The organism is Patescibacteria group bacterium (assembly GCA_041665365.1).
Classification (GTDB): domain Bacteria; phylum Patescibacteriota; class Patescibacteriia; order UBA9570; family UBA9570; genus UBA9570.
On the sequence record JBAYIY010000009.1, the window covers coordinates 40,792 to 61,723 of the forward strand.

Below are 20,932 nucleotides of genomic sequence, written 5' to 3' on the forward strand. Positions count from 1 at the left end.
ACTAGGCTTCTAAGCGATTTTCTTCATGCTGTCTGCGTTCCATGAAGTCCTGCAAAAAAACATCTAATATAGCCACACACGGTACGGATAAAAGAACGCCAACAAAGCCACCTAATTTTACACCCACTAACAAAGCAATGATGATAATGATTGGGCTCACACCCAGGGCTTGTTTCATAATTCTTGGCACCAGTAATTGGTTCTCAATTTGTTGAATCAAAATAAAAATACCGAGCACCACAAATGGTTTATAGGGTGCCTCAGCGAAATCGGTAAAAGCGAAAAAAAGCGCCGGGACAGCGGACACTGCCGGGCCAACTACGGGAATAAATTCAAGTAAACCGGCAACGATACCCAATACCAACCAGTATTTTACACCTAGTAACCATAACGCTAATCCGGTTAAGGTACCAACGAAGATCATTAATACTAACTCACCCCATAGCCAATTACTCAAGCGTTGTTGGATTTGATTGAACTTATGTGCCACGTAAGGCTGGTAGTTAATTGGCACAATTGATTGAATAAAATTCTTAATGGCGTTCTCTTCACTGGTCATGTAGAAAGCAATTACTAATACAGCTAATACTGCCACCAAACCATTTAACACAGATGCAACGGCTGAATAAATACCAGAGGGTAACTGGGCCACACTTTTTACGGCATTATTAAGAGTAGTTTGCAAAGTATCAACCAAACCAATAGTTTCTCCGGTATGTCTAATTTGATTCAAGGCTGCTTGAATCGGCTCATAATAACTTGGAAAATTCTGCGCGATGCTGGTTAACTCTGTGGTTACAGCCGGTACCAGGACAATAAAAAAGCCACACACAATAGAAACTGCCAGAATATAGACCGATAAAATACCAACAAAACGAGGAATATGAAAACGTTGCACAAAATTTACCCAGGGTTGTAATGTCATCGATAAAACCCAAGCGACAAAAATCATTACCACAACATCCCGAATTAACCAAAAAACTATTAAAGCCAAACCAAGCAAAACAATTTTAGCAATCGTTAAACTAGAAATATTTATATTAGTGGGAGCGCGTTGTTCTAACATGTAAGTTTTTTTGCCACACTAGCCAGCTGCCGTTGTGGACCAATACTGGCGATGTTTAACTGTTTAAAGTTTAGCAAATGCCGAGCTAAACGTCGAATATCTGCTTTGGTGACAGTGTTGATTAGAGCTAGTTTTTTTTGCGGTGGGAGTAAAGTGCCAAGCAAGACAGATTGTTTGCCATAATATCCAGCCAGAGCGGAAGAACTTTCTAATTTTATAGCCGTCTGACCAGCCATGCAGTTTTTGGCATTTATTAACTCCTCTGTTGTCACTAAATCTGTTTTAAGTTTTGCTAACTCCTCAACAATGGCAATGATGGCTGGATAAACGCGCTCATTATCCACTCCTGCCTGAACCATTAAGGCACTGCTATCAACGTACGGGCTAATATCACTGTGAATGACATAACACAAGCCTTGTCTTTCCCTAATTGATATAAATAATCTAGAACTCATATTGCCACCCAGGATGGTAGATAACACCGATAAGGTTGCCAGCTGTTTGTCTTCACGTAAACCCGGTGCCAAAACACCTAAAGCAAGCTGAGTTTGTTTGGTGTCTTTATATTTATGATTAAATTGAATATTCTTTTGATATGGTTGGAAATGTTTATATGACGGCTTACCTTGACCAGCTGGTTGATCACCGAAATATTGTTTAACCCACCGTGACACGCGTTTATCAATGTTACCAGCTATTACTAAATGCATGGCGGCCGGTGAATAATGAGTTTTTTTGTAATCAATGAACGCTTGGCGGGGTAATTTACGAATATTATCTTTTTTACCACCAATGTCGTAACCTAAGGGGTGGGTTTTATTAAACACAGACATTTCAAATAAAGTATCAACATGCATTAAAGGATTATCCTCATACATGTTTAATTCTTCCAAAATCACACCGCGCTCACGATCAATTTCAGCCGGATCAAACAAAGAATGAAACAACATGTCGGAAAATAAATCTAAAGCTAACTCCAGTTGACTGGCCGCTACTTTAATATAGTAGATAGTAGTATCTTTTGAGGTAAAAGCATTATATTCTGCACCAACAGCATCAAGTTGTTTGGTTAGCTCCAGCGTACTAGGCCGACGTTCAGTACCTTTGAACATTAAATGTTCGAGAAAATGTGAAATACCGTTATTGTGTGGCACTTCATGGCGTGATCCAACTGGTACTAACACCATAACAGTGACAGTATCCGTCGTGTCTTGCGGGATGGTTAAAACCGTTAGTTTATTGTTGAGAATTTTTTTAGAGACCTTGATCATGGAGATAATCACTTACTTTGTTAATAGGTAAACGAATTTGCTGCATAGTATCACGCTCACGGATAGTAACCTGCTGATCGTTTAATGACTCAAAATCCACCGTGATACAATATGGCGTACCAATTTCATCTTGCCGGCGATACCGCTTACCAATACTTTGGGTTTCATCATAATTACAGCGGAACGTTTTTAATAGATCTTGAAATAGAGGCTGAGACACCTTTTGTAATTCAGGTTTTTTAGATAAGGGTAAAATTGCCACTTGGTATGGAGCCATTTCCTTCGTAAATTTTAAGACAACTCTGTCTTCATCATTTACTTTTTCAGTATGATAAGCACTGACTAATAAAGCTAATAAAGTACGATCCACGCCCATAGTTGGTTCAATTACATGCGGAGTAAATTTATTCTTTGGGTCAATCGGGTCGGTATAATCTAATTTATGATTCTTTAAATCAAAATCTGTCCGATAGGCTAAGCCCCATAGTTCCTTACGACCAAAGGGAAAATCGAACTCAAAATCAATCGTTTTTTGAGAATAATGAGCTAATTCTGCTTGAGGGACATCTAATTCATGCAATTTATCAACATCTATCCCAATTGTACGAGCCCAAGTTAACATGAACTTTTTCCAGTCGGCAAAATGTTGTTCCCAGGTATCAGCCTGAATAAAATATTCTATTTCCATTTGTTCAAACTCTAAAGTTCTAAAAATATAATTACCAGGCGTGATTTCATTACGAAAGGCTTTGCCAATTTGCGCCATCCCAAAAGGTAATCTTGGATGCATGGTCTGAATAATATTTTTAAAATTTACAAACATAGCCTGAGCCGTTTCTGGTCGTAAATATACCGGGCTAGCGTCCGCTGATACAGGACCGACATAAGTTTTGAACATCAAATTAAACTCGCGCGGCGCCGACAATTCACCAGAGCAATCAGGGCACTGTTTGGTGGTTAATTGATCAGCTCGAAAACGATGCTGACACTGCTTGCATTCTACTAATGGGTCGTGAAATGTACTAACATGGCCACTGGCTTCCCATACTTTTGGATTCATGATTATGGCTCCATCTAGCCCATACATGTCACTCCGTTGCTGCACGACCTCTTTCCACCAGGCATTTTTAATATTCATCCGTAACTGTGCGCCAAGTGGTCCGTAATCCCACGAATTGGCCAGGCCACCATAGATTTCGCTACCAGGGAAAATAAAACCACGTTGTTTACATAACGCGACTAATTGCTCCATCTCCATACCTTATTTGACGGGAGATAACCGATAAACTATGCCATAACCGTAACCGATCAGAGCAAACGCAAACGGCATGGTAAAAAACATGCCAATAAAAAAGGCCACCGCACCTAGCCCACTGACTAGTGAAGCAAAATAACCGATCAGGAAAATAATCACGACATTAAATATATTGGCTTTTAAAAATGGCCAGACAAATTTTTTCAGATTAATCGCCTCTGCAATCGACCCACCGGCTGCTATTTTTGTACTAGTAGCCACTTGTACAACCGCATTAAATAGCGCATACATTATGAAAACCAAATAAAATAATACAGATGACAACGATGAAACGATCATGAACATTATTAAGATTGCATCATCATTAATAAGTGCGGTTAAAAGGGTTCCAAGTACTAGAATTACTGCGTAGAGGAGCAAAAAACATATCATTGGCAAACCGTAAACTAAACCGGCTACGAGCGCTTTCCAGCCCAACTTCCAATACAGTTGAAAATCCCACTCCGGATAATTTTTTGTGCCATTAATACCAGATTGAATATGTGCAATCATGAAGCCATTGATCAATGGAATACCGATCAAAAATGGACATAGCAGCATCAGTACTGCACCTTGTAAACCTATCAAAACAAACCAATTTTTACCTGTAAACGGATAGACAATTAACTCGTTAAACTCTTTGTTGGTGAGTGTCAGCATGGGCACAGTATGCCACATGCTTGACAGGCTTGTAAAGCCTTGTTAACATCGTCACGTATGGCACACACAAAAGCAGGCGGCTCTACAGCGCTAGGCCGCGATTCAGTATCAAAACGACTCGGTGTAAAAGTGTATGGCGGTCAAACTGCCAAAGCTGGTGATATCATTATCCGACAACGTGGTACCAAGTATCACCCCGGTAAGAATGTCCGACGCGGTGAAGATGACACTTTGTACGCCGCCAAAACTGGCACAGTTAGCTTTGTTATCAGAAAAGTAAAAAGCTTCACTGGAAAAATCGTTCGTCGTCAGTTTGTAAACGTCGCTTAAAAGAAGCAGTGAACGAATATTATTCGTTCACTGCTTTTATTCGTTCACTGCTTTTTCAAACAAGCCTTCACGAAACCTGTATACAACGGGTGTGGTTCTAATGGACGTGATTTAAACTCTGGATGGAATTGGGTTCCAACAAACCAGGGATGTTTGGTATATTCAGCTATTTCAACTAAATCCTGTTCTGGATTAATTCCAGAAAACACTACACCAGCTTGTTCTAGGATTTCTTTATATGCATTATTAAACTCATAACGATGGCGATGGCGTTCGGATATCTCGGCTTTACCATAGGCTTGATAAGCCTTGGTTTGTTTTTGGACAACACACCGGAATGAGCCTAACCGCATGGTTCCGCCATAATGGTTTAACTTAACATTCTCTGACTGTTTTGGGTTGATATGAATAATCGGCTCTGGCGTATTTGGGCGCATTTCCACGGTGTTAGCCTCTAGTAAACCGGCCTCGTGTCGAGCAATCTCAATCATAGCTAACTGCATGCCGTAACATAAGCCTAAATATGGGATGCCAGAAACGCGCACATAATGGATGGCTGTGATGATCCCCTCAACTCCACGAGTCCCAAAACCACCCGGTACAATCACGCCATCATATTTTGATAATTCCTTAGCCTTTTTTGGATTAGTTTCATAGGCTTCAGAGTCAATCCAGGTTAACTGCGGTTTACGATCTTGAGACCAGGCCGCATGTTTTAGTGCTTCGATAACTGATATATATGAATCAGACAAAGTGTATTCACCCGTGCCAAAATACTTTCCAACTATGGCAATATTTAACGGCTTAGTGACCTGCATAGCCCGCTTCACCATGGCATTCCAGTTCTGTAAATGAGTCGGACGAGCTTTAAGATGAAGTTGTTTTAATATTTTGTCACCTAACTGTTGTTTTTCTAGTACTTGGGGTATTTGATAAATCATATCCACATCAGGCGCTGAAATAGCATTCTCACTGTGAATACCACAGAACGTGGCTAATTTTTCTTGACGTTTTTTATCTAATGGTTTGGCGGCTCGGCAAATAATAAAGTCGGCCTGAATGCCAGCGGCATTTAAAGCTCGAGCGGCTGACTGAGTGGGTTTCGTTTTCATTTCTCCTACCCGTTCCGGTATCGGCAGATAACTTACCAACATAAAACACACATCATTTGGCTGACGTGTTTTCATCATGCGCGCCGCCTCTAGAAACAAAATATTTTGGTATTCACCGACCGTGCCACCAATTTCTATAATAGTAACATCTGCTTTGGCTTGTTTTTGAGCATCTTTAATACGTTTAATAATTTCTTCTGGAATATGTGGAACCACTTCTACACAGGCACCTTTATACTCTAAATTTCGCTCTTTTCGTATGACAGTGTCGTACACTCGACCGGTGGTCATATAATTTACTGACAAAATATTTTCATTCAAAAAACGTTCATAATTACCAAGGTCTTGATCGGTTTCGTCGCGATCTTCGGTCACAAATACTTCACCGTGTTCGGTTGGATTCATTGTGCCGGCATCAAGATTAATGTATGGATCCGCCTTAACAGCTGTAACCCGTAAACCTTTGGCTAAAAGAATTCTACCCACACTAGCGGCAGTAATACCTTTACCTACGCTAGACATCACTCCACCAACGACAAAGATGTATTTCATGCGGCTTGAACGGTTAATTTTAACTCAACCACGGGTAATCCGGGCAGCTGAACCGCAACAGTATGTTCCCCTACTTGTTTGATGGTTTGTAAATTGATCATATCTTCCGTCACATCCATACGCTGAGTTTTACAGGCGGTGGCAACATCAGATTTCTGCACCGCGGCAAATAATTTACCTTGCTCATTAGCTGGTAACGTTAACGTTAGTCTGGTGTGACTAAGTTTTTCCACTAAAGCCGCATTTAATTCAGCCTGTTTTATAGCCACAGCCTCTTCTACGCTCTGATTTTTCTTGACCTTCACCACTTCGGCTTCCGTCGCGGGAACGGCTAATTTCTGCGGAAAAAGATAGTTTCTGGCATAACCATCTGATACTACTTTTAGTTGACCGGTTTTATTCAATATTACTTGCATAGAGTTATTATATCATTTGTTAGTCAGATATTCTAGCGCACTGGTCATGGCATCGTCAGAAGTTTGATCTGGTGTTATCCCAGTGTGATTTATTGTCCGTCCATTTGGTGTTAACCAATGTGATACGGTCATTTTTAAACTTGAACCATCCGGAAATTCCTGTAGTTGTTGCACTGACCCTTTACCGAATGTAGTTGTACCAATTAGATGAGCCCGCTTGGTATCTTGTAAAGCGCCAGCAATAATTTCAGCGGCGGAGGCACTACCGCCATTTACCAAAACGACAATTGGCAAACTATCCGGTACCATCTTGGCTTCGGTCGTACGATAAGATTTAATTGCACCACTACTATCTTGCTCAGATACGACGACACTATCTTCAACAAAGAATGATACAATGTCGATGGCTTTATTCAAAACACCACCGGGATTATTACGCACATCCAGGACTAAACCATCGGGCATGTCTAAAAGTATTTTATTCAATATTTCGCGCATATCCTCAGTGGAGGTTTCATCAATGATGGAGATAGATAATACACCAATAGTTTTGCCAGATTGATCAACCGTGTGATATTCCATGCTCGGTATGTCGATAGCAGCGCGGGTGACAGGAACATCGAGTAAATTATCCATACCGGTACGATAGATGGTTAGGGTAACAACTGTGTCTTTGGGTCCACGAATTTTTTGAATCGCCTCATCAACTGATAATCCGACTGTGTCTGCCCCATCAATTTTAATGATAGCATCATTAGGTTGTAACCCAGCTGCTTCGGCCGGTGTACCGTGCAATGGTGTAATAATTACAATTTGACCATCTTTGGCGCCAATTTCAGCACCAATCCCCTCAAAACTACCGGTAATTGATGTATTAAACTCCTTCGTTTCCGTCGGATCAAAAAAAACTGTATAGGGATCATTTACCGAGCCCGCCAAACCACGTAGTGACCCATAATACAACACTTCATCTTCCACTGGTTGTTCAACATAGTTCTTTTTTACAGCATTCCAGACTTTCCAAAACATGTCGGATTTCAATGGTTCTCTGTATGCCGGACTACTAACCGCAGCACTTTGAGTGATTAACGCAGCGCCATAACCACCGGTAAAAGCCACCGCACTGATAGTGAGTACTAAGACAGACAAAATAAAGAATTTTCCTGATCGTTCAGTCGACATAACTTTCGTAGTTTAGCAGCTTACTTTACTTCCAGCAATACTCCTATTTTTCCCTAGAAATTCTGACACCAATTTGCTGTAAACGCGTATCAATATTTTCATAGCCACGATCAATTTGATAGGCATTGCCAATTTCAGTTGTCCCTTGAGCAATGGCTCCGGCGATAATCATGGCGATACCGGCGCGCAAGTCTGGGCTTTCTACTTGCTTCCCTTTCAAGGGCGTACCACCTTGAATAGTAATATGTTGGGAAGTGTGCATGGTAATGTTTGCCCCCATGCGGTTTAACACATCGGTATAAAATAACCGGTTAGTATAAATGGTTTCGATAACTTCGTTTTGGCCAGGTATTTGCGTTAATAATACGGTTAGTGGTGATTGTCCGTCAGTTGGAAAACCGGGATATTCACGAGTAATAACCGATAATGGTTTTAATGTCTTCCAGGGATGAACAGTGATACTATCATTTGTAACAGTAAATTTAGCTCCACTATCGCGTAAAATTTGCAAAGGCACAGCAACATGGGTTGGCTCACAGGCTGTGATAGTTAATTTGGCTTTGGCCGCTAAGCCTAAAAATATAAAAGACAATGTTTCAATACGATCTGGAATAATATGAGCTTTACCACCGGAGAGTTGGTTTACCCCTTGAATATGAATAGTACTCGTACCGGCGCCGGAAATTTTCGCACCAGCCGCATTGAGGAAATCTGCCAGCGCTGGTATTTCCGGTTCACGCGCCGCATTTTCAATAACAGTTTCACCGTTAGCCAAGACAGCAGCTAACATTAATGTTTCCGTGCCTGTTACACTGATCACTGGAAAAACATAATGCGTCCCATGTAAACCAGTAGTTGGTGCGATGAGAATATGTTTATTTTTGACGCAGCGGTATTTTGCACCCATGGCCTGAAAAGCATCAATAAACAAATTAATTGGGCGTTTGCCAATGGCACAACCACCTGGATGCGGCAAGGTGACTTTACCGAACCGTGCCAATAATGGGCCGCTCAGCAAGATGGCGGCCCGTAATTGTGGTACCAAGCGTGCCGACAACTCAGTGAAAATTTTTTTAGGTGTCGTAATTTGATATTGAGCATGATCGAGCTGCTTTATATCAACACCAATATCACGCATAATTTCAGTTAAACGAAAAATATCTTCGATCTCCGGAACATTATCTAAGATTAGCGGTTGATCACTCAGTAAGCCAGCTGCAAACATCTTGAGAGCATGGTTTTTTGCTCCAGAAACTGGAATGATTCCACTAATTTTATGACCACCTTGTATAATAAACTTGGACATGTACAATGAGTCTACGATGTCTAGTCGAACGCGTCAACTCATCTTTGTTTGTGTAGTAATCTCTGCTCTCATCTGTTTAGTTTATATTTTGATTTATGGTTCCGGTTATCGACTTGATGCACAACAATGGAAATTAGTGCCCACCGGCAGTATTCGTTTTGCGATTGAGCCAGCCAACAACATGCTTGTATTATTACTACCAGATGCCCAAAGTAGCACAAAAACTGCCGGAAGTTTTACACACTTATTACCCGGTACATATCATTTCTCAATTGAAGCTACTGGTTATTATCCAATCAACTATACTCTAGAAATTAAACCCAGTGCCACAATCATACTAGAGCCCATTCGGTTGTGGCCTGATCATGGTTTATTTAAAATTGACTCTACTACAGCCATATCTGAACCGAATTTACGTGATGGTTTGACATTAAACAAATACAGTCTTGATATTAAAACTAGTGCCAATAAAAAAACGATAATCAGATTAAGCCAACCCATAACAGCGGCTAGTTGGATTGATGATACCCCATATATTGCCTACTCTACGGCCAGTGAATTTCATATTATTGATACGCGTGAGCAGACAGATTATCATGATCAATTAATTAGTTCATTACCTGAACCCATCACACAATTGAGTTATGACAAATCCACTAAAGCCATGTTGCTAAAAAATCAAACGACAGTTTACAGTTATCCTCTGGAGGTTGCTAAATAATCAGCGAGCGCGTCTTGCCAAGAGCGCAGCGCTGGTAGTTTGGTATTTAGTAGAATGGAATAATTCGGGCGATGTGCCGGACGAGGAAAAGCCTCACTGGCACATGGTTTTACCATTATAGTTCGCTTGGTCTGTTTAAATATCTCTTGAGCAAATTCGTACCACGTACAGGTTCCATTATTTGTTCGATGATAGATACCGAAAGCTTGATTTGATTCTAATAATTCTAAAGTAGCTTCAGCCAAATCAACTACATAAGTTGGACTACCATGTTGATCGTTCACGACAGTTAGTTCTGGTTTAGAATCAGCCAGTTTTAGCATCGTGTCAACAAAGTTTGGACCATGTTGACCATATAACCAAGCAGTACGAATGATGTATGATTTTTCCCACTGTTGTACAGCGCGCTCCCCAGCTAACTTACTGGCTCCATAAACATTGACCGGTTTGTCGGGTTGATCAGTTTCTGAATAACCAGTCGGTTTAGTTCCGGAAAAAACGTAATCAGTACTGTAATGCACAAGACTAGCATTAGCTGCCCGAGCCGCTTGAGCGATAAATTCAGGTGCCCGACCATTAACCAACATGGCAATCTCTTGGTTGGTTTCACAATCATCTACTTTGGTATAAGCGGCAGCATTTATTATTATATCTGGCTTAATCTCAGAAATTTTTTCTAATACTTTGGTTTTATTTGTGATATCAACATCATAGTGTTTTAAACTAATCAGATGGTAGCCTGTTAGGGCAACTTGTAGGGCGCGGCCTAACATACCATTACCGCCAAATAGAACTATGGTTGTATTTTTATCCATGAACGATGATTTTCAAACCACGTGATGGTTCGTTTTAAACCAGTGATTAAATCCACGCTGGGTTGCCAACCTAAATCTCGTTCTATTTTGTTGTAATCCATGGCATAGCGTAAATCATGACCGAGTCGATCTGTCACAAATTTAATCGCTGATTCTGGTTTGTCCATTAATTTTAAAATTAGCTTAACGAGAGATAAATTATCTATTTCTGAATTACCCCCCACACAATATGTTTCTCCAATTACACCCTTCTTCAAGACTAGATCGATCGCCCGACAATGATCTTCCACATACAACCAATCGCGTACATTTAACCCTTGACCATAAACTGGGACAGGTTTATTAAACATTAAATTTGTAATAGCCAGTGGGATAAACTTCTCCGGAAAATGCCACGGGCCGTAATTATTAGTACAATTTGTTATGGTGATTGGTAACCCATAGGTGTCATGATAGGCACGCACGAGATGATCTGAAGCTGCTTTAGAGGCAGAATATGGACTGTGTGGATTATATGGTGATAATTCGTTAAACTTAGCTGAACTACTTAAGGGCAATGTGCCAAATACTTCATCGGTCGATACATGATGAAATCTTTTTTTATACTCTAAAGCAGCTTGTAATAACATTTGGGTGCCAACCACATTAGTTTGAATAAATTCACCTGGTGAAGTTATGGATCTATCCACATGCGATTCAGCCGCAAAATGAACTATCACATCACAAGTCTGCACTAAAGTATTCACTATCTTACTGTCACAAATATCACCTTTAACAAACTTATAATTTGGTTGTTCCGAGATACTAGCCAAATTTTCTAGATTGCCGGCATAAGTGAGTTTATCTAAATTCACCACCTGATCAGCTGGATATTTATTCAACCAATAGAGAATAAAATTAGACCCAATAAACCCAGCTCCACCGGTCACTAATAACTTCATATTACCCTTTGGTTTGCTGCCAAATATCGACGCCAAACTGATCCCATGGTAAACGATACTCATCACTTAATTTTGGATCGGCGGAAAAATGTTGACTAACCAAATATATAATCATGGCTGGTTTCTTCCATAAATTAGTGGCTCCATGAGCAATACCACGCGGTATAAACAATAACTGAGCCTTACCCCCACCCAACACAAACCGCATGGTGACATGATTTTTAATATCATGCAGTGCCACTAATAATCTTTGGCTGGGTGGCACAAACCAAATGTCGTCTTGCTGGTGATGGATATGCCAAGCTTTGATTACACTGGGATCCATTTCTGATAGGTTGATTTGTTTTAGATCGAATTCTGGAAAATGTTCCAAGACATGTTTCTGAAAGCGACCCAGTTCTAAAAACCAACCGCCGTCATCTTGCAAAACTTTTAAATCAACTAATTTGACTCCGTCAATTTTAGGTTTTGGTTGGTAATCTTGCTTAGTTAAAATAATTTTTTTCATATGACATGTTTACGCCGAAATTCGGCAGCTTTAAATAAGCTTTCTAAGGTGCCCGCATCAATCCACTCCCCTTCAATCAAACTAGCTGTGAGAACACCCTTCTCTAAGTAAAGATTATTTAAATCAGTAATCTCCAATTCACCGCGGTGGGATGGTTTCAATTGTCGAATAATATCAAAGACATGCTCATCATAAATATAGGCGCCGGTTTGAGCTAAGTTACTTTTGGGGTGCTTCGGTTTTTCGATTATGCTCAAAACATGATTATTTTCATCCATTTCTACTACTCCAAAACGTTCCGCATCTGGTACTTCTTTAACAAAAATGTGAGCGCCGGAGGTAAATTGTTTGACCGCCTCAGTAAAATCATGTTCATAAATATTATCGCCTAAAATCATCATACAGCTATCCCCACCCACAAATGTTTCGGCTAGTGACAAACCCTGTGCTAAACCAGCCGGTTTATCTTGAATCTCGTAAGTAAAACGACAACCAAAGTGTGCCCCCGAACCAAGGGCGTTTAAATAATCGCCGGCATGGTCAGGTGAGACAATAAACAATATATCTTTAATGCTAGCCTTAATAAGGGTTTGTAAAGGGAAATAAACCATCGGCTGATCATAGATCGGCAGAAGTTGTTTACTCGTTACTTTGGTCAGAGGCGCCAATCGGCTACCGCTACCACCGGCTAATATTATGCCTTTCATCGCCGCTGATAATACCACAACAAAATTAAATTGGCTACCCAGACAATACCCAATAGATTCAACGGCATAATAATTGACACAAAGCCATGCAACACACTATCTAATGTGTACATCAGTAACAACCAAATGGTAAACGTAATAGTTATTTCCCGCCAAAGAGTTTTTGCCATAGGTATGTTATTGTCAAAGGTGTTTGTTCGGCCGTTATATCAATTGAACTGACTTTTAATCCAATCGGAACCGTATCTAAACCCGGAGCCGATAACATAAACTGGAGTTGATTTGGTCTAGTTTGTGTCACACCGGTTAAATCGAACGATGCCGTCGCTGTTGTCCAACCACGTAAACGACTTGGCTCGGAATATTTACGACTCAAAACATAATCCAGTTTAGCCCCATCATTTGATCTAGCAATCGGTCTAAAACCAAACCAGGGATCAAATTCTGTTGCACCAGGTAAAGCTAAGTAAGAATCGCTGTCCAAATAAACATCACCATGTGGGAATACTGCAGTGAAATGATATCGTGTAATTGGATTGTTCCAGGTCACTGGCACATCAACGCGATTCAACAAAAAATCTCTATCATACATTGGTACAATTCCAACGCCCGCCGGATGTTTAGCCATCATTGTCAACCAGTTTCCATCGGAATTAATCGTCACTGGCGTCGCTGATTCAGCTAATAAAGCCGTATTATTTACCACTAGCCGTTCCTGATTTGATTGTAATCTGGTTATTATAATGTCATCCGTTGTGTCAACCTTTAAACGATAAACCCCGGCTGTATCTGCAAGATACTGGAGGGATGAATTTTCTGATGTCACCACCGCTGCATCATTTCTGAACAGCGTCATTATAATTGGATCTTCGCCCGGTATGACATTTAAGTTGGTTGTAGATAAAATAACTGAAATATCTTCACCCGCTGCAGCATAGAGATAAAATTCATGTTTACCACGCAGTGGCACATTGATATCACTACCGGTAGCTGGATTAGGCATATAATCTGGATCAACAAATTCCGGTGTCGGCGGTGCTAAATACGTACCGACTTTTTTATCTAGGGGTGGATTTTTAATAAAGTCATCTATGGAAGAATAGACCGGCTCTTTCTGCAATAAAATTAATTCATCATTTTCTAGTCTCGACCAGTCACTATTATCTACTAACTTATTTTCTAGTGGTTGAATAATATAATCAAAGAGATCGACATCCTTAGTTTTTTTGACGCCTAATTCAACAACTGTTTGGTTCGGGTTTTGGTAACGCAGTGTCACCGTGACGTGATCGAAGGCACCGGGTAAATCAACCGTAAAATAAACTGGTTCTCCAACTAAACGTTGATATGTTTCACCATTATCTAGATTGCGCTCAATATCTAAAGCCCGACCATGTGGCGAAAAAGCCGACACCGATCCTTTTGTATCATTAAAATTATAACTAAGCTGCAACGTACCGTTACCGCCAAAATACAAATACACTATCCAGACACAACTTAGAATAATGAAACATCCCCCGATAACACGAACCACCCGTACAGATGACATGAAAACAGTATATCGGGCTTGCCAAAAGGGCGCAATACTGGTATAGTCTCGCTGTTTTATGTATAGCATTATTGTACCAGTATATAACGAAGCCCTAAATATACCTGAATTACACCAGCGTCTTTTGGACGTGACCAAAAAACTGTCTGGTAATTTTGAAATCATTATGGTCGATGATGGCAGTACTGATAATACGAGCAAACTATTAGCTGAACTGCCCAGTATAACTGTAATAACCTTACGGAAGAATTTTGGTCAAACCGCTGCTTTAGACGCCGGTATTAAACAAGCCAAGGGTGATGTGATTGTGACACTGGACGGTGACTTACAAAATCCTCCAGAAGAGATTCCAAAATTGATCAACTACATGCAGGAACACAAATATGATGTTGTGTCTGGTTGGAGGAAGAACCGGCAAGATGGGTTTGGAAAAAAAATTAGTTCTTATGGTGCGCTAGTATTAAGAAAAATATTATTACATGATAGTATTCATGATTCCGGATGTACCTTAAAGGTCTACAAAAAATCCTGCTTCGAGGATGTGAATTTGTATGGCGAGAGTCATCGCTTTATTCCAGCCATTTTACATTTGAGTGGCTTCTCAGTTGGAGAAATAGTTGTAGAACATCAGGCCCGTCGCGCCGGACAATCCAAATATGGTTCCGGCCGAATTATTCGAGCCTTTATTGATTTATTAGGTCTCTGGTTTTGGAGAAATTACTCGTATCGCCCATTACATCTATTTGGCGGACTTGGTTTAATATTAATGTCATCCGGTAGTATCTTATTATTTTTGTTAGCCCTAGCTCGACTGGTTTGGCAATACCCGCTTTCTACCAGCATCTGGCCAATGATTGCCGTGCTGTCAATTCTGGCTGGCTTACAACTTTTTATTACCGGTTTAATCGCCGAGGTATTAGCAAAATCATACTATAGTGAGGGTAGAAAACCTTACACCATCAAAACTATCGTTACCAATGGCTAAAGCAACTATTTTGGTCATCGCCCCAACGCCGTACTTTTCTGATCGGGGTTGTCATATTCGAATCTATGAAGAACTCAAAGTTATTTCAAACTTAGGTTATCAAGCCGAATTAGTCACCTATCCATTAGGTAGATCAATCGGTTCAGCTCATATTACAAGAACGGCTAATTTGTTTTGGTACAAAAAAACTTCGGCTGGTCCGGCTTTATCAAAAATTATTTTAGATAAACTATTAATATTAAAAGCCTTGCACATAACTAAAAAAACACACCCGGTTTTAATCCATGCTCACCTACATGAAGGTATGTTCATTGCCTGGTGGGTGCGTTTTTTTTATCGTATCCCTATTTTATTAGACTTACAAAGCAATTTAAGTGAAGAGTTAACCAGTTATAGAGGGATCTGGAAATTATTATCACCCTTAGGTAAAATATATGAAAATTGGTGTCTAACTAGCGCCGATTATGTCGTAGCCAGTTCGAATCACTTTAAAAAAAATATTACTGTTTTGCCTGATGGTATCAGTAGTACCTTACCCAATCTCACTGGAGATTATAAGTATGATCTAGTTTATAGTGGCGGGTTGGGTAAACAAAAAGGGACAGATTTATTATTTACCATTTTACAATCACTCGATGTAAAATGTCTGTTAATTGCTAATGATGTGACGGGTTATTGGCATACTCAGGCTGAGCAGCTTGGCATTGCTAGTAAACTCACCTGGCTCACTGTACCGTACGAAAACTTACTTAATGTGTTAGTGACAACCAAATTTGGCCTTGAACCAAAACCAATCGAATCAACTGAGGGTAGTGGTAAACTATTAAATTATATGGCCGCCGGTGTTATACCAATTGCACTTAGAAAAGCTAATCCCTATATAGAGTCTTTATCAGATTTGGATAAAATCTTAAAACAACCCGTTGATTTAAACTATAGAAAACACATGCAAGATTTTGTTGTCAAGCAATCTAGTTGGTCAAATCAAACAGCTACCTTAAAACAAATTTATGACCGCCTTATCCATCAAGCATAATGCTACTTGGTTAATCGCCAGCGAGTTTGTCAGCCGCTTCATTCTGTTTGGTGTCGTCGTATGGTTAGCCAACAGTTTGGGTAGCTCTAATTTCGGTGAATTATCTTATGTCTTTGCTATTGCCAACTTAACCGTTGTTTTAGCCGATTTCGGTATCCACACCTACACCACCAGGTTGATTGCCCAATCTGTTACAGCTTGGCAGAAAGAAAAAACTCAACTTATCAAATTTAAATTACTTGGTTCCAGTTTGAGCTGGTTGCTAACCATATTAATTGTAGCCGTTAGTAGTAAACTAAATTTGACCACCGTAGTGTTTGGTAGTTTGGCTATTATTATCATGTCTGCGCGCATGTTTAGTGATAGTATTGCCCGCGGTACACAACAGATGCAGTTAGAAGGGATTAGTAAAATTATTCACACGGTGTTTCAAGCCATTGGTCTAACCTTAGGGATAATTTTACATTGGTCACTACCTTTAATTGCTTTGAGCTATTCAATTAGTGCGCTACTGGGTTGGTTAGTTAGTCTATATTTAGTTCGTAACACACTATTTACCTTACCAAACTTACCTAGTGAAAAAACTCTTCAGACATTAGCTGTGCTACTATTACCTTTTGCCACTAGCATTGCTATCAATGCGCAATTTAATTATTTTGATTCGGCTGTGCTCGGTTGGTTTAATCCCAAAGAAGTGGTTGGGTGGTATACCGCTGCCTATAAACCAATTTTTTTCTTAACGGCCTTAATCGGTTTATTAATTAGTGCCTTTTTCCCAGTAATCACTAAACTATGGCACGATAATAAATTTCCTGAAGCTGAACAAAAAATCATTTCACTATTAAAATTAACTATGTTGTTGGGTTGGCCTATAGTTATCATTGGCACATTGGCCGCACCGACTATATTTAGTCTATTATTTAAACCTGAATACGCTCCGGCGGTGCTGCCGTTTAGAATATTATTATGGAGTACGTTAGCGATCTTTTTCTGGGCTCCTTTGGGTAATAGCCTACAAGCGATTGGTCAGGAAAAACTTTATACTAAAAATTTTATTATTGCCTCAATTATAAATATTCCATTAACTATTATATTAGTTTATTGGTACAATTTAAGCGGAGCGGCCACTGCCACTTTAATAACACAATTACTCTTAGCTGTACTCATGTATAAAGACGCCAGAAAATATTTTAAACACTTATGGTAGCCATTAGTTTACTTAACTGGAATGGCCTTGAATTAACCACGCGCTGTTTGCAGGGTTTAATCAAACACCATATTCCAGCTGACATTTTTGTGTTAGATAACGGCTCAGATCAAGATGAATCTGTAAAACTCAAACAGGTTTTTGGAGATATTAAGCATATTAATATCGAACGAAGCGATATAAATTTAGGTTTTACTGGTGGTAACAATCATAATATAAACAAATTATCTAATAAATATGATTATATTTTATTACTAAACCAAGATACTATTATTGATACTGATTTTGTCACTCCCCTAGTGCAGTATCTTGAGCAACACCCCAAGACAGCTGTCACTGGACCAGTGGTTTATAACGAAGATAGCACTATCCAATCAGCTGGGGCCAGTATTTCACTCTGGACCGGTAAAGTGCGTAGTCACAAAACACTACCCACTCAACCGACTCCAGTAGATTGTATTGTTGGTAATTGTTTTATGATGAGAACTCAGGCTATAAAAGAAATTGGTCAGCTCACGGAAAAATATTTTGCTTACTATGAAGAAGCCGATTGGTGTCTGCAAGCTAAACAGCACGGTTGGAATTGTGTGGTAGTACCCATGGCCAAACTAACTCATGCCAAGGCGAATAATTTTCGGACTTATTTTATTGCCCGGAACATGGTTTGGTTTATGAAGAAATTTGCCTCTCCCCTTCAACTAAGCTATTTTTTTTGCTATTATTTTACTATATTTTTCCTTGAGAGATTAAAAAAAGGTTCCCATTTAGCTGATTTAATCAGAGCTAGTCAGGCTGGTTGGCTACAACATTTATGACATACTCCATTATCATACCGGTCTATAATGACCCCTACTTACCCAAGTGTTTAGAAAGTATTAAACAAGCCATACATAATTTTACTGTTGAGGTGATTATAGTAGAAAATAGTAACACCGTTTGGGTTGAACCGCTCGTGAAAAAATTTGGTTTCACTTATTTAAAAGAGCCCATCACCGGTTCTTATCAGGCAAGAAATACTGGCCTAACTAAAGCCACTGGTGATATTCTCGCCTTCACTGATTCTGACTGTACCGTGCAACCTGACTGGTTAGAACAAATTCAGGCCACACTAGAAAATGATAATATCGCTGGAGTGATGGGTTTCTCGGCTGGTGCCCCGGCTACCCGAGTAGCCGCTTTAGAACAATTAATGTATGAAGCTAACATTGCTGCTTTCACCAACACCGCTAAACTAAAACGAGTTGATACTAGAAATCTGGCCATTAAACGCAAAGTAATCGAGAGAATTGGTCAATTTACGTCAGAGCTTAAATATGGTGGCGATATGGAATTCGGTGCCCGCGCCCATTTAGCGGGTTTAAGCTTAGTGTATAACTCAAACATGATTGTCACACACAATAACGCCAAATTTTGCCGCGGTTTATTACTGAAACGTCTCCGCCAAAACTACGGCAACATGTTGATTACGCAATTACATAACAAGCAATTTATCCAAACATATTTTCCACATCTGTTGCGTTATCAGGCGGGTTTTAAAAATACTTTAACTTACTACTGGTATAAAATATTATTCTGGCCAAATTATTATTTATCAGATACAATCATAAATCTTTTACCAATTAAGTTAGGCTATACGTATTTCAAATTTGTTAATGTGTTAGCGATGCGCATTGGCCAATTAACTTTTGTCTTTAGAAAAAATATATGGTAAGTGTTATTGTCTTATCCTGGAATGCCCGCGATGAAATAGTGGCGTGTGTAGACTCACTGCTTGAGGCTAGTAAAATTATTCCGCTGGAGATTATTGTGATTGATAATGCCTCAGGTGATGACAGTGTTGCCTATTTAGAAAAATATTCAGATATTAAACTAGTTAAAAACAACACTAATCGTTTATATGCAGGCGGTAATAATCAGGGCTATAGTTTAACTAAAGCCGATCTGGTTTTATTATTAAATCAAGACACAATAGTGAATGGTCCGGCGATTAAAGCCATGTCTGATTGGTTAATGCAACATCCAAATTATGGTGGTGCTACTGTAAAATTATTAAACCTGGATGGATCGACGCAATATCATATGCACCGCCGCCTACCACACTGGTATGATATTCCCTTAGGATTACTGCACAAAAGAATCCCGGCCATAATGTTTAATACCACAAAAAAATATTTATATTTAGACAATAAATTTGATCAAGATTTTGATATCGAGCAAGCTGCCGGCGCTTGTTTAATGGTACGACGCACCGCTATTGCACAATTGGGTGTGCTATTCGATGAACCACACTTCCCTTTATATTATAATGATGTTGATTTGTGTTATAGATTGCATAAAGCGGGCTGGCCAATCAGATGTTTAACCAGCGTGTCTATTATGCACCGTAAAGGTACAAGTGTGCGTAAATTACCAAAATGGAAGAATATGAAAATTTATCTGCGTTCACTGTTTTATTATTTTGCTCGGTTCAAATAATAGATCAAGACGTTGGTTTCGGTGGGTTGATATATTTTCTTAAAGTGTTTAGCAATATAGTTCAGCACTTTATCACTGAGATGTCGTTTATGATTTGTGTTATATACCACATATACCCCCGTGTCACTGGTTTCGGTCAAGGCTTTGAATTCAGTCAGAGACAGACTTTTATAACCACCCAGGAGATAAACCGGAATTGAATTATCTGGCCAATAAAAGAATCTGGGCCCTTGCATTAAGACAATATCACCAGGCTGAACTTGATCGACTACATCTGAGTAGGCAGTTTTCATGTCGGCATAACCCAATTCTGTAGTTGTAAAGTCGGTTTTAAAAGACAAGGCTGGTCCGACCAAAATAACTAACGGTAAAATTAAACTGACGCGAAATACATTTCGCCCTGGTAATAATGAATAGAGAAACTTCATGGTAGTTACTAATCCCACTACGGTAATTAAAGTGATGGCCGGAACCACAATGCTGATATATCTTTGTGCATCCCAGCGATGACTAAAAAATGTAAAATAAACCAACACGGTTATACTCACTATGGCGGTTAATCCCAGATAGCTCCTGATTTTCTTTAAACTTAAAATAATCCCCAGTACAAAAAATGCCCCAGCAAAAATTGGGAAATACCAACCGGCCAATGTATCTATGATATAACTCCAGTGTGGTTGCGCACGAATAATCACAGCATCCAATGGTACGATATTATATCTCAACAAAGTGAGTATTAGCGCTATACTAACACCAATTACTCCTAATACCCAACACCAGAACCAATATTTATCCCTAA

General features: G+C 39.6%; 23 protein-coding genes. 8 read left to right on the plus strand and 15 right to left on the minus strand.

The window, feature by feature from the left end; all coding sequences use genetic code 11:
- Position 1 precedes the first annotated feature (1 nt).
- The 4 genes from WCV88_04895 to WCV88_04910 are packed head-to-tail and all read right to left on the minus strand — an operon-like array spanning position 2 to position 4,291.
- Positions 2 to 1,066: an AI-2E family transporter gene (locus WCV88_04895; GenBank protein MFA6475503.1), complete on the minus strand. Its 1,065-nt coding sequence runs from the start codon at positions 1,064 to 1,066 to the stop codon at positions 2 to 4.
- A complete protein-coding gene (locus WCV88_04900) occupies positions 1,060 to 2,337 on the minus strand; it encodes a pitrilysin family protein (protein MFA6475504.1) in 1,278 nt (425 codons plus the stop codon). Before WCV88_04900 ends, WCV88_04895 begins: the two co-directional genes overlap by 7 nt.
- A complete protein-coding gene (locus WCV88_04905) occupies positions 2,321 to 3,595 on the minus strand; it encodes a glycine--tRNA ligase (protein ID MFA6475505.1) in 1,275 nt (424 codons plus the stop codon). Before WCV88_04905 ends, WCV88_04900 begins: the two co-directional genes overlap by 17 nt.
- Positions 3,596 to 3,598: 3 nt before the next feature.
- The gene (locus WCV88_04910; protein MFA6475506.1) at positions 3,599 to 4,291 is read right to left on the minus strand and encodes a DUF4013 domain-containing protein; all 693 of its coding nucleotides are present in this window, start codon (positions 4,289 to 4,291) and stop codon (positions 3,599 to 3,601) included.
- A 57-nt stretch (positions 4,292 to 4,348) separates the two neighbouring features.
- Between WCV88_04910 and rpmA the strand changes: the two genes are divergently transcribed.
- Complete coding sequence (rpmA, locus tag WCV88_04915) at positions 4,349 to 4,621, plus strand: 50S ribosomal protein L27 (protein MFA6475507.1); 273 nt, start codon at positions 4,349 to 4,351, stop codon at positions 4,619 to 4,621.
- A 44-nt stretch (positions 4,622 to 4,665) separates the two neighbouring features.
- Here rpmA and WCV88_04920 read toward each other — a convergent pair whose 3' ends face one another.
- Genes WCV88_04920 through murA form a run of 4 tightly spaced genes read right to left on the minus strand, consistent with a single transcriptional unit; the run spans position 4,666 to position 9,189 of the window.
- Entirely contained in the window at positions 4,666 to 6,285 is a 1,620-nt protein-coding gene (locus tag WCV88_04920; protein ID MFA6475508.1) for a CTP synthase, read from the minus strand.
- On the minus strand, positions 6,282 to 6,701 hold the full coding sequence (gene rplI / locus WCV88_04925) for a 50S ribosomal protein L9 (GenBank protein ID MFA6475509.1): 420 nt from the start codon (positions 6,699 to 6,701) through the stop codon (positions 6,282 to 6,284). The genes WCV88_04920 and rplI overlap by 4 nt, the downstream gene beginning before the upstream one ends.
- A 12-nt stretch (positions 6,702 to 6,713) precedes the next feature.
- Entirely contained in the window at positions 6,714 to 7,883 is a 1,170-nt protein-coding gene (locus WCV88_04930; GenBank protein MFA6475510.1) for a S41 family peptidase, read from the minus strand.
- A gap of 43 nt (positions 7,884 to 7,926) precedes the next feature.
- Positions 7,927 to 9,189 (minus strand): UDP-N-acetylglucosamine 1-carboxyvinyltransferase, encoded by a 1,263-nt coding sequence (gene murA, locus WCV88_04935; GenBank protein ID MFA6475511.1) that lies wholly within the window; start codon positions 9,187 to 9,189, stop codon positions 7,927 to 7,929.
- Between murA and WCV88_04940 the strand changes: the two genes are divergently transcribed.
- Entirely contained in the window at positions 9,188 to 9,910 is a 723-nt protein-coding gene (locus tag WCV88_04940; protein ID MFA6475512.1) for a hypothetical protein, read from the plus strand. The genes murA and WCV88_04940 overlap by 2 nt on opposite strands.
- Here the strand turns inward: WCV88_04940 and rfbD are convergent.
- Genes rfbD through WCV88_04970 form a run of 6 tightly spaced genes read right to left on the minus strand, consistent with a single transcriptional unit; the run spans position 9,886 to position 14,430 of the window.
- Complete coding sequence (gene rfbD / locus WCV88_04945; protein ID MFA6475513.1) at positions 9,886 to 10,725, minus strand: dTDP-4-dehydrorhamnose reductase; 840 nt, start codon at positions 10,723 to 10,725, stop codon at positions 9,886 to 9,888. The two genes, WCV88_04940 and rfbD, sit on opposite strands and share 25 nt — an antisense overlap.
- Positions 10,704 to 11,666, minus strand: coding sequence for a dTDP-glucose 4,6-dehydratase (gene rfbB / locus WCV88_04950; GenBank protein MFA6475514.1), 963 nt, complete (start codon positions 11,664 to 11,666; stop codon positions 10,704 to 10,706). Before rfbB ends, rfbD begins: the two co-directional genes overlap by 22 nt.
- 1 nt (position 11,667) lies before the next feature.
- Positions 11,668 to 12,174 (minus strand): dTDP-4-dehydrorhamnose 3,5-epimerase family protein, encoded by a 507-nt coding sequence (locus tag WCV88_04955; GenBank protein ID MFA6475515.1) that lies wholly within the window; start codon positions 12,172 to 12,174, stop codon positions 11,668 to 11,670.
- Complete coding sequence (locus WCV88_04960) at positions 12,171 to 12,899, minus strand: sugar phosphate nucleotidyltransferase (protein MFA6475516.1); 729 nt, start codon at positions 12,897 to 12,899, stop codon at positions 12,171 to 12,173. The genes WCV88_04955 and WCV88_04960 overlap by 4 nt, the downstream gene beginning before the upstream one ends.
- A complete protein-coding gene (locus WCV88_04965) occupies positions 12,878 to 13,051 on the minus strand; it encodes a hypothetical protein (GenBank protein ID MFA6475517.1) in 174 nt (57 codons plus the stop codon). Before WCV88_04965 ends, WCV88_04960 begins: the two co-directional genes overlap by 22 nt.
- Positions 13,024 to 14,430, minus strand: coding sequence for a hypothetical protein (locus WCV88_04970; protein MFA6475518.1), 1,407 nt, complete (start codon positions 14,428 to 14,430; stop codon positions 13,024 to 13,026). Before WCV88_04970 ends, WCV88_04965 begins: the two co-directional genes overlap by 28 nt.
- A 58-nt stretch (positions 14,431 to 14,488) precedes the next feature.
- Here WCV88_04970 and WCV88_04975 point away from each other — a divergent pair, with 58 nt between their 5' ends.
- Genes WCV88_04975 through WCV88_05000 form a run of 6 tightly spaced genes read left to right on the plus strand, consistent with a single transcriptional unit; the run spans position 14,489 to position 20,133 of the window.
- Complete coding sequence (locus WCV88_04975; GenBank protein ID MFA6475519.1) at positions 14,489 to 15,415, plus strand: glycosyltransferase family 2 protein; 927 nt, start codon at positions 14,489 to 14,491, stop codon at positions 15,413 to 15,415.
- Positions 15,408 to 16,451: a hypothetical protein gene (locus WCV88_04980; protein ID MFA6475520.1), complete on the plus strand. Its 1,044-nt coding sequence runs from the start codon at positions 15,408 to 15,410 to the stop codon at positions 16,449 to 16,451. Before WCV88_04975 ends, WCV88_04980 begins: the two co-directional genes overlap by 8 nt.
- Positions 16,426 to 17,658, plus strand: a complete 1,233-nt coding sequence (locus tag WCV88_04985; GenBank protein ID MFA6475521.1) for a flippase — start codon at positions 16,426 to 16,428, stop codon at positions 17,656 to 17,658. The genes WCV88_04980 and WCV88_04985 overlap by 26 nt, the downstream gene beginning before the upstream one ends.
- Positions 17,652 to 18,473: a glycosyltransferase family 2 protein gene (locus tag WCV88_04990; GenBank protein ID MFA6475522.1), complete on the plus strand. Its 822-nt coding sequence runs from the start codon at positions 17,652 to 17,654 to the stop codon at positions 18,471 to 18,473. Before WCV88_04985 ends, WCV88_04990 begins: the two co-directional genes overlap by 7 nt.
- A complete protein-coding gene (locus WCV88_04995) occupies positions 18,470 to 19,369 on the plus strand; it encodes a glycosyltransferase family A protein (GenBank protein ID MFA6475523.1) in 900 nt (299 codons plus the stop codon). Before WCV88_04990 ends, WCV88_04995 begins: the two co-directional genes overlap by 4 nt.
- Positions 19,363 to 20,133 carry a glycosyltransferase family 2 protein gene (locus tag WCV88_05000; protein ID MFA6475524.1) on the plus strand — a complete coding sequence of 257 codons (771 nt, stop codon included), beginning with the start codon at positions 19,363 to 19,365 and terminating at the stop codon, positions 20,131 to 20,133. The genes WCV88_04995 and WCV88_05000 overlap by 7 nt, the downstream gene beginning before the upstream one ends.
- Here WCV88_05000 and WCV88_05005 read toward each other — a convergent pair.
- A partial coding sequence (locus tag WCV88_05005) for a hypothetical protein (GenBank protein ID MFA6475525.1) occupies positions 20,112 to 20,932 on the minus strand: 821 nt, incomplete at its 5' end. The genes WCV88_05000 and WCV88_05005 overlap by 22 nt on opposite strands.

What these genes read in the sequence shown, in the direction of transcription:
- WCV88_04895 (MFA6475503.1), bottom strand. Translation starts at nt 1,066, where the DNA reads ATGTTAGAACAACGCGCTCCCACTAATATAAATATTTCTAGTTTAACG.
- WCV88_04900 (MFA6475504.1), bottom strand. Translation starts at nt 2,337, where the DNA reads ATGATCAAGGTCTCTAAAAAAATTCTCAACAATAAACTAACGGTTTTA.
- WCV88_04905 (MFA6475505.1), bottom strand. Translation starts at nt 3,595, where the DNA reads ATGGAGATGGAGCAATTAGTCGCGTTATGTAAACAACGTGGTTTTATT.
- WCV88_04910 (MFA6475506.1), bottom strand. Translation starts at nt 4,291, where the DNA reads ATGCTGACACTCACCAACAAAGAGTTTAACGAGTTAATTGTCTATCCG.
- rpmA (MFA6475507.1), top strand. Translation starts at nt 4,349, where the DNA reads ATGGCACACACAAAAGCAGGCGGCTCTACAGCGCTAGGCCGCGATTCA.
- WCV88_04920 (MFA6475508.1), bottom strand. Translation starts at nt 6,285, where the DNA reads ATGAAATACATCTTTGTCGTTGGTGGAGTGATGTCTAGCGTAGGTAAA.
- rplI (MFA6475509.1), bottom strand. Translation starts at nt 6,701, where the DNA reads ATGCAAGTAATATTGAATAAAACCGGTCAACTAAAAGTAGTATCAGAT.
- WCV88_04930 (MFA6475510.1), bottom strand. Translation starts at nt 7,883, where the DNA reads ATGTCGACTGAACGATCAGGAAAATTCTTTATTTTGTCTGTCTTAGTA.
- WCV88_04940 (MFA6475512.1), top strand. Translation starts at nt 9,188, where the DNA reads ATGTACAATGAGTCTACGATGTCTAGTCGAACGCGTCAACTCATCTTT.
- murA (MFA6475511.1), bottom strand. Translation starts at nt 9,189, where the DNA reads ATGTCCAAGTTTATTATACAAGGTGGTCATAAAATTAGTGGAATCATT.
- rfbD (MFA6475513.1), bottom strand. Translation starts at nt 10,725, where the DNA reads ATGGATAAAAATACAACCATAGTTCTATTTGGCGGTAATGGTATGTTA.
- rfbB (MFA6475514.1), bottom strand. Translation starts at nt 11,666, where the DNA reads ATGAAGTTATTAGTGACCGGTGGAGCTGGGTTTATTGGGTCTAATTTT.
- WCV88_04955 (MFA6475515.1), bottom strand. Translation starts at nt 12,174, where the DNA reads ATGAAAAAAATTATTTTAACTAAGCAAGATTACCAACCAAAACCTAAA.
- WCV88_04965 (MFA6475517.1), bottom strand. Translation starts at nt 13,051, where the DNA reads ATGGCAAAAACTCTTTGGCGGGAAATAACTATTACGTTTACCATTTGG.
- WCV88_04970 (MFA6475518.1), bottom strand. Translation starts at nt 14,430, where the DNA reads ATGTCATCTGTACGGGTGGTTCGTGTTATCGGGGGATGTTTCATTATT.
- WCV88_04975 (MFA6475519.1), top strand. Translation starts at nt 14,489, where the DNA reads ATGTATAGCATTATTGTACCAGTATATAACGAAGCCCTAAATATACCT.
- WCV88_04980 (MFA6475520.1), top strand. Translation starts at nt 15,408, where the DNA reads ATGGCTAAAGCAACTATTTTGGTCATCGCCCCAACGCCGTACTTTTCT.
- WCV88_04985 (MFA6475521.1), top strand. Translation starts at nt 16,426, where the DNA reads ATGACCGCCTTATCCATCAAGCATAATGCTACTTGGTTAATCGCCAGC.
- WCV88_04990 (MFA6475522.1), top strand. Translation starts at nt 17,652, where the DNA reads ATGGTAGCCATTAGTTTACTTAACTGGAATGGCCTTGAATTAACCACG.
- WCV88_04995 (MFA6475523.1), top strand. Translation starts at nt 18,470, where the DNA reads ATGACATACTCCATTATCATACCGGTCTATAATGACCCCTACTTACCC.
- WCV88_05000 (MFA6475524.1), top strand. Translation starts at nt 19,363, where the DNA reads ATGGTAAGTGTTATTGTCTTATCCTGGAATGCCCGCGATGAAATAGTG.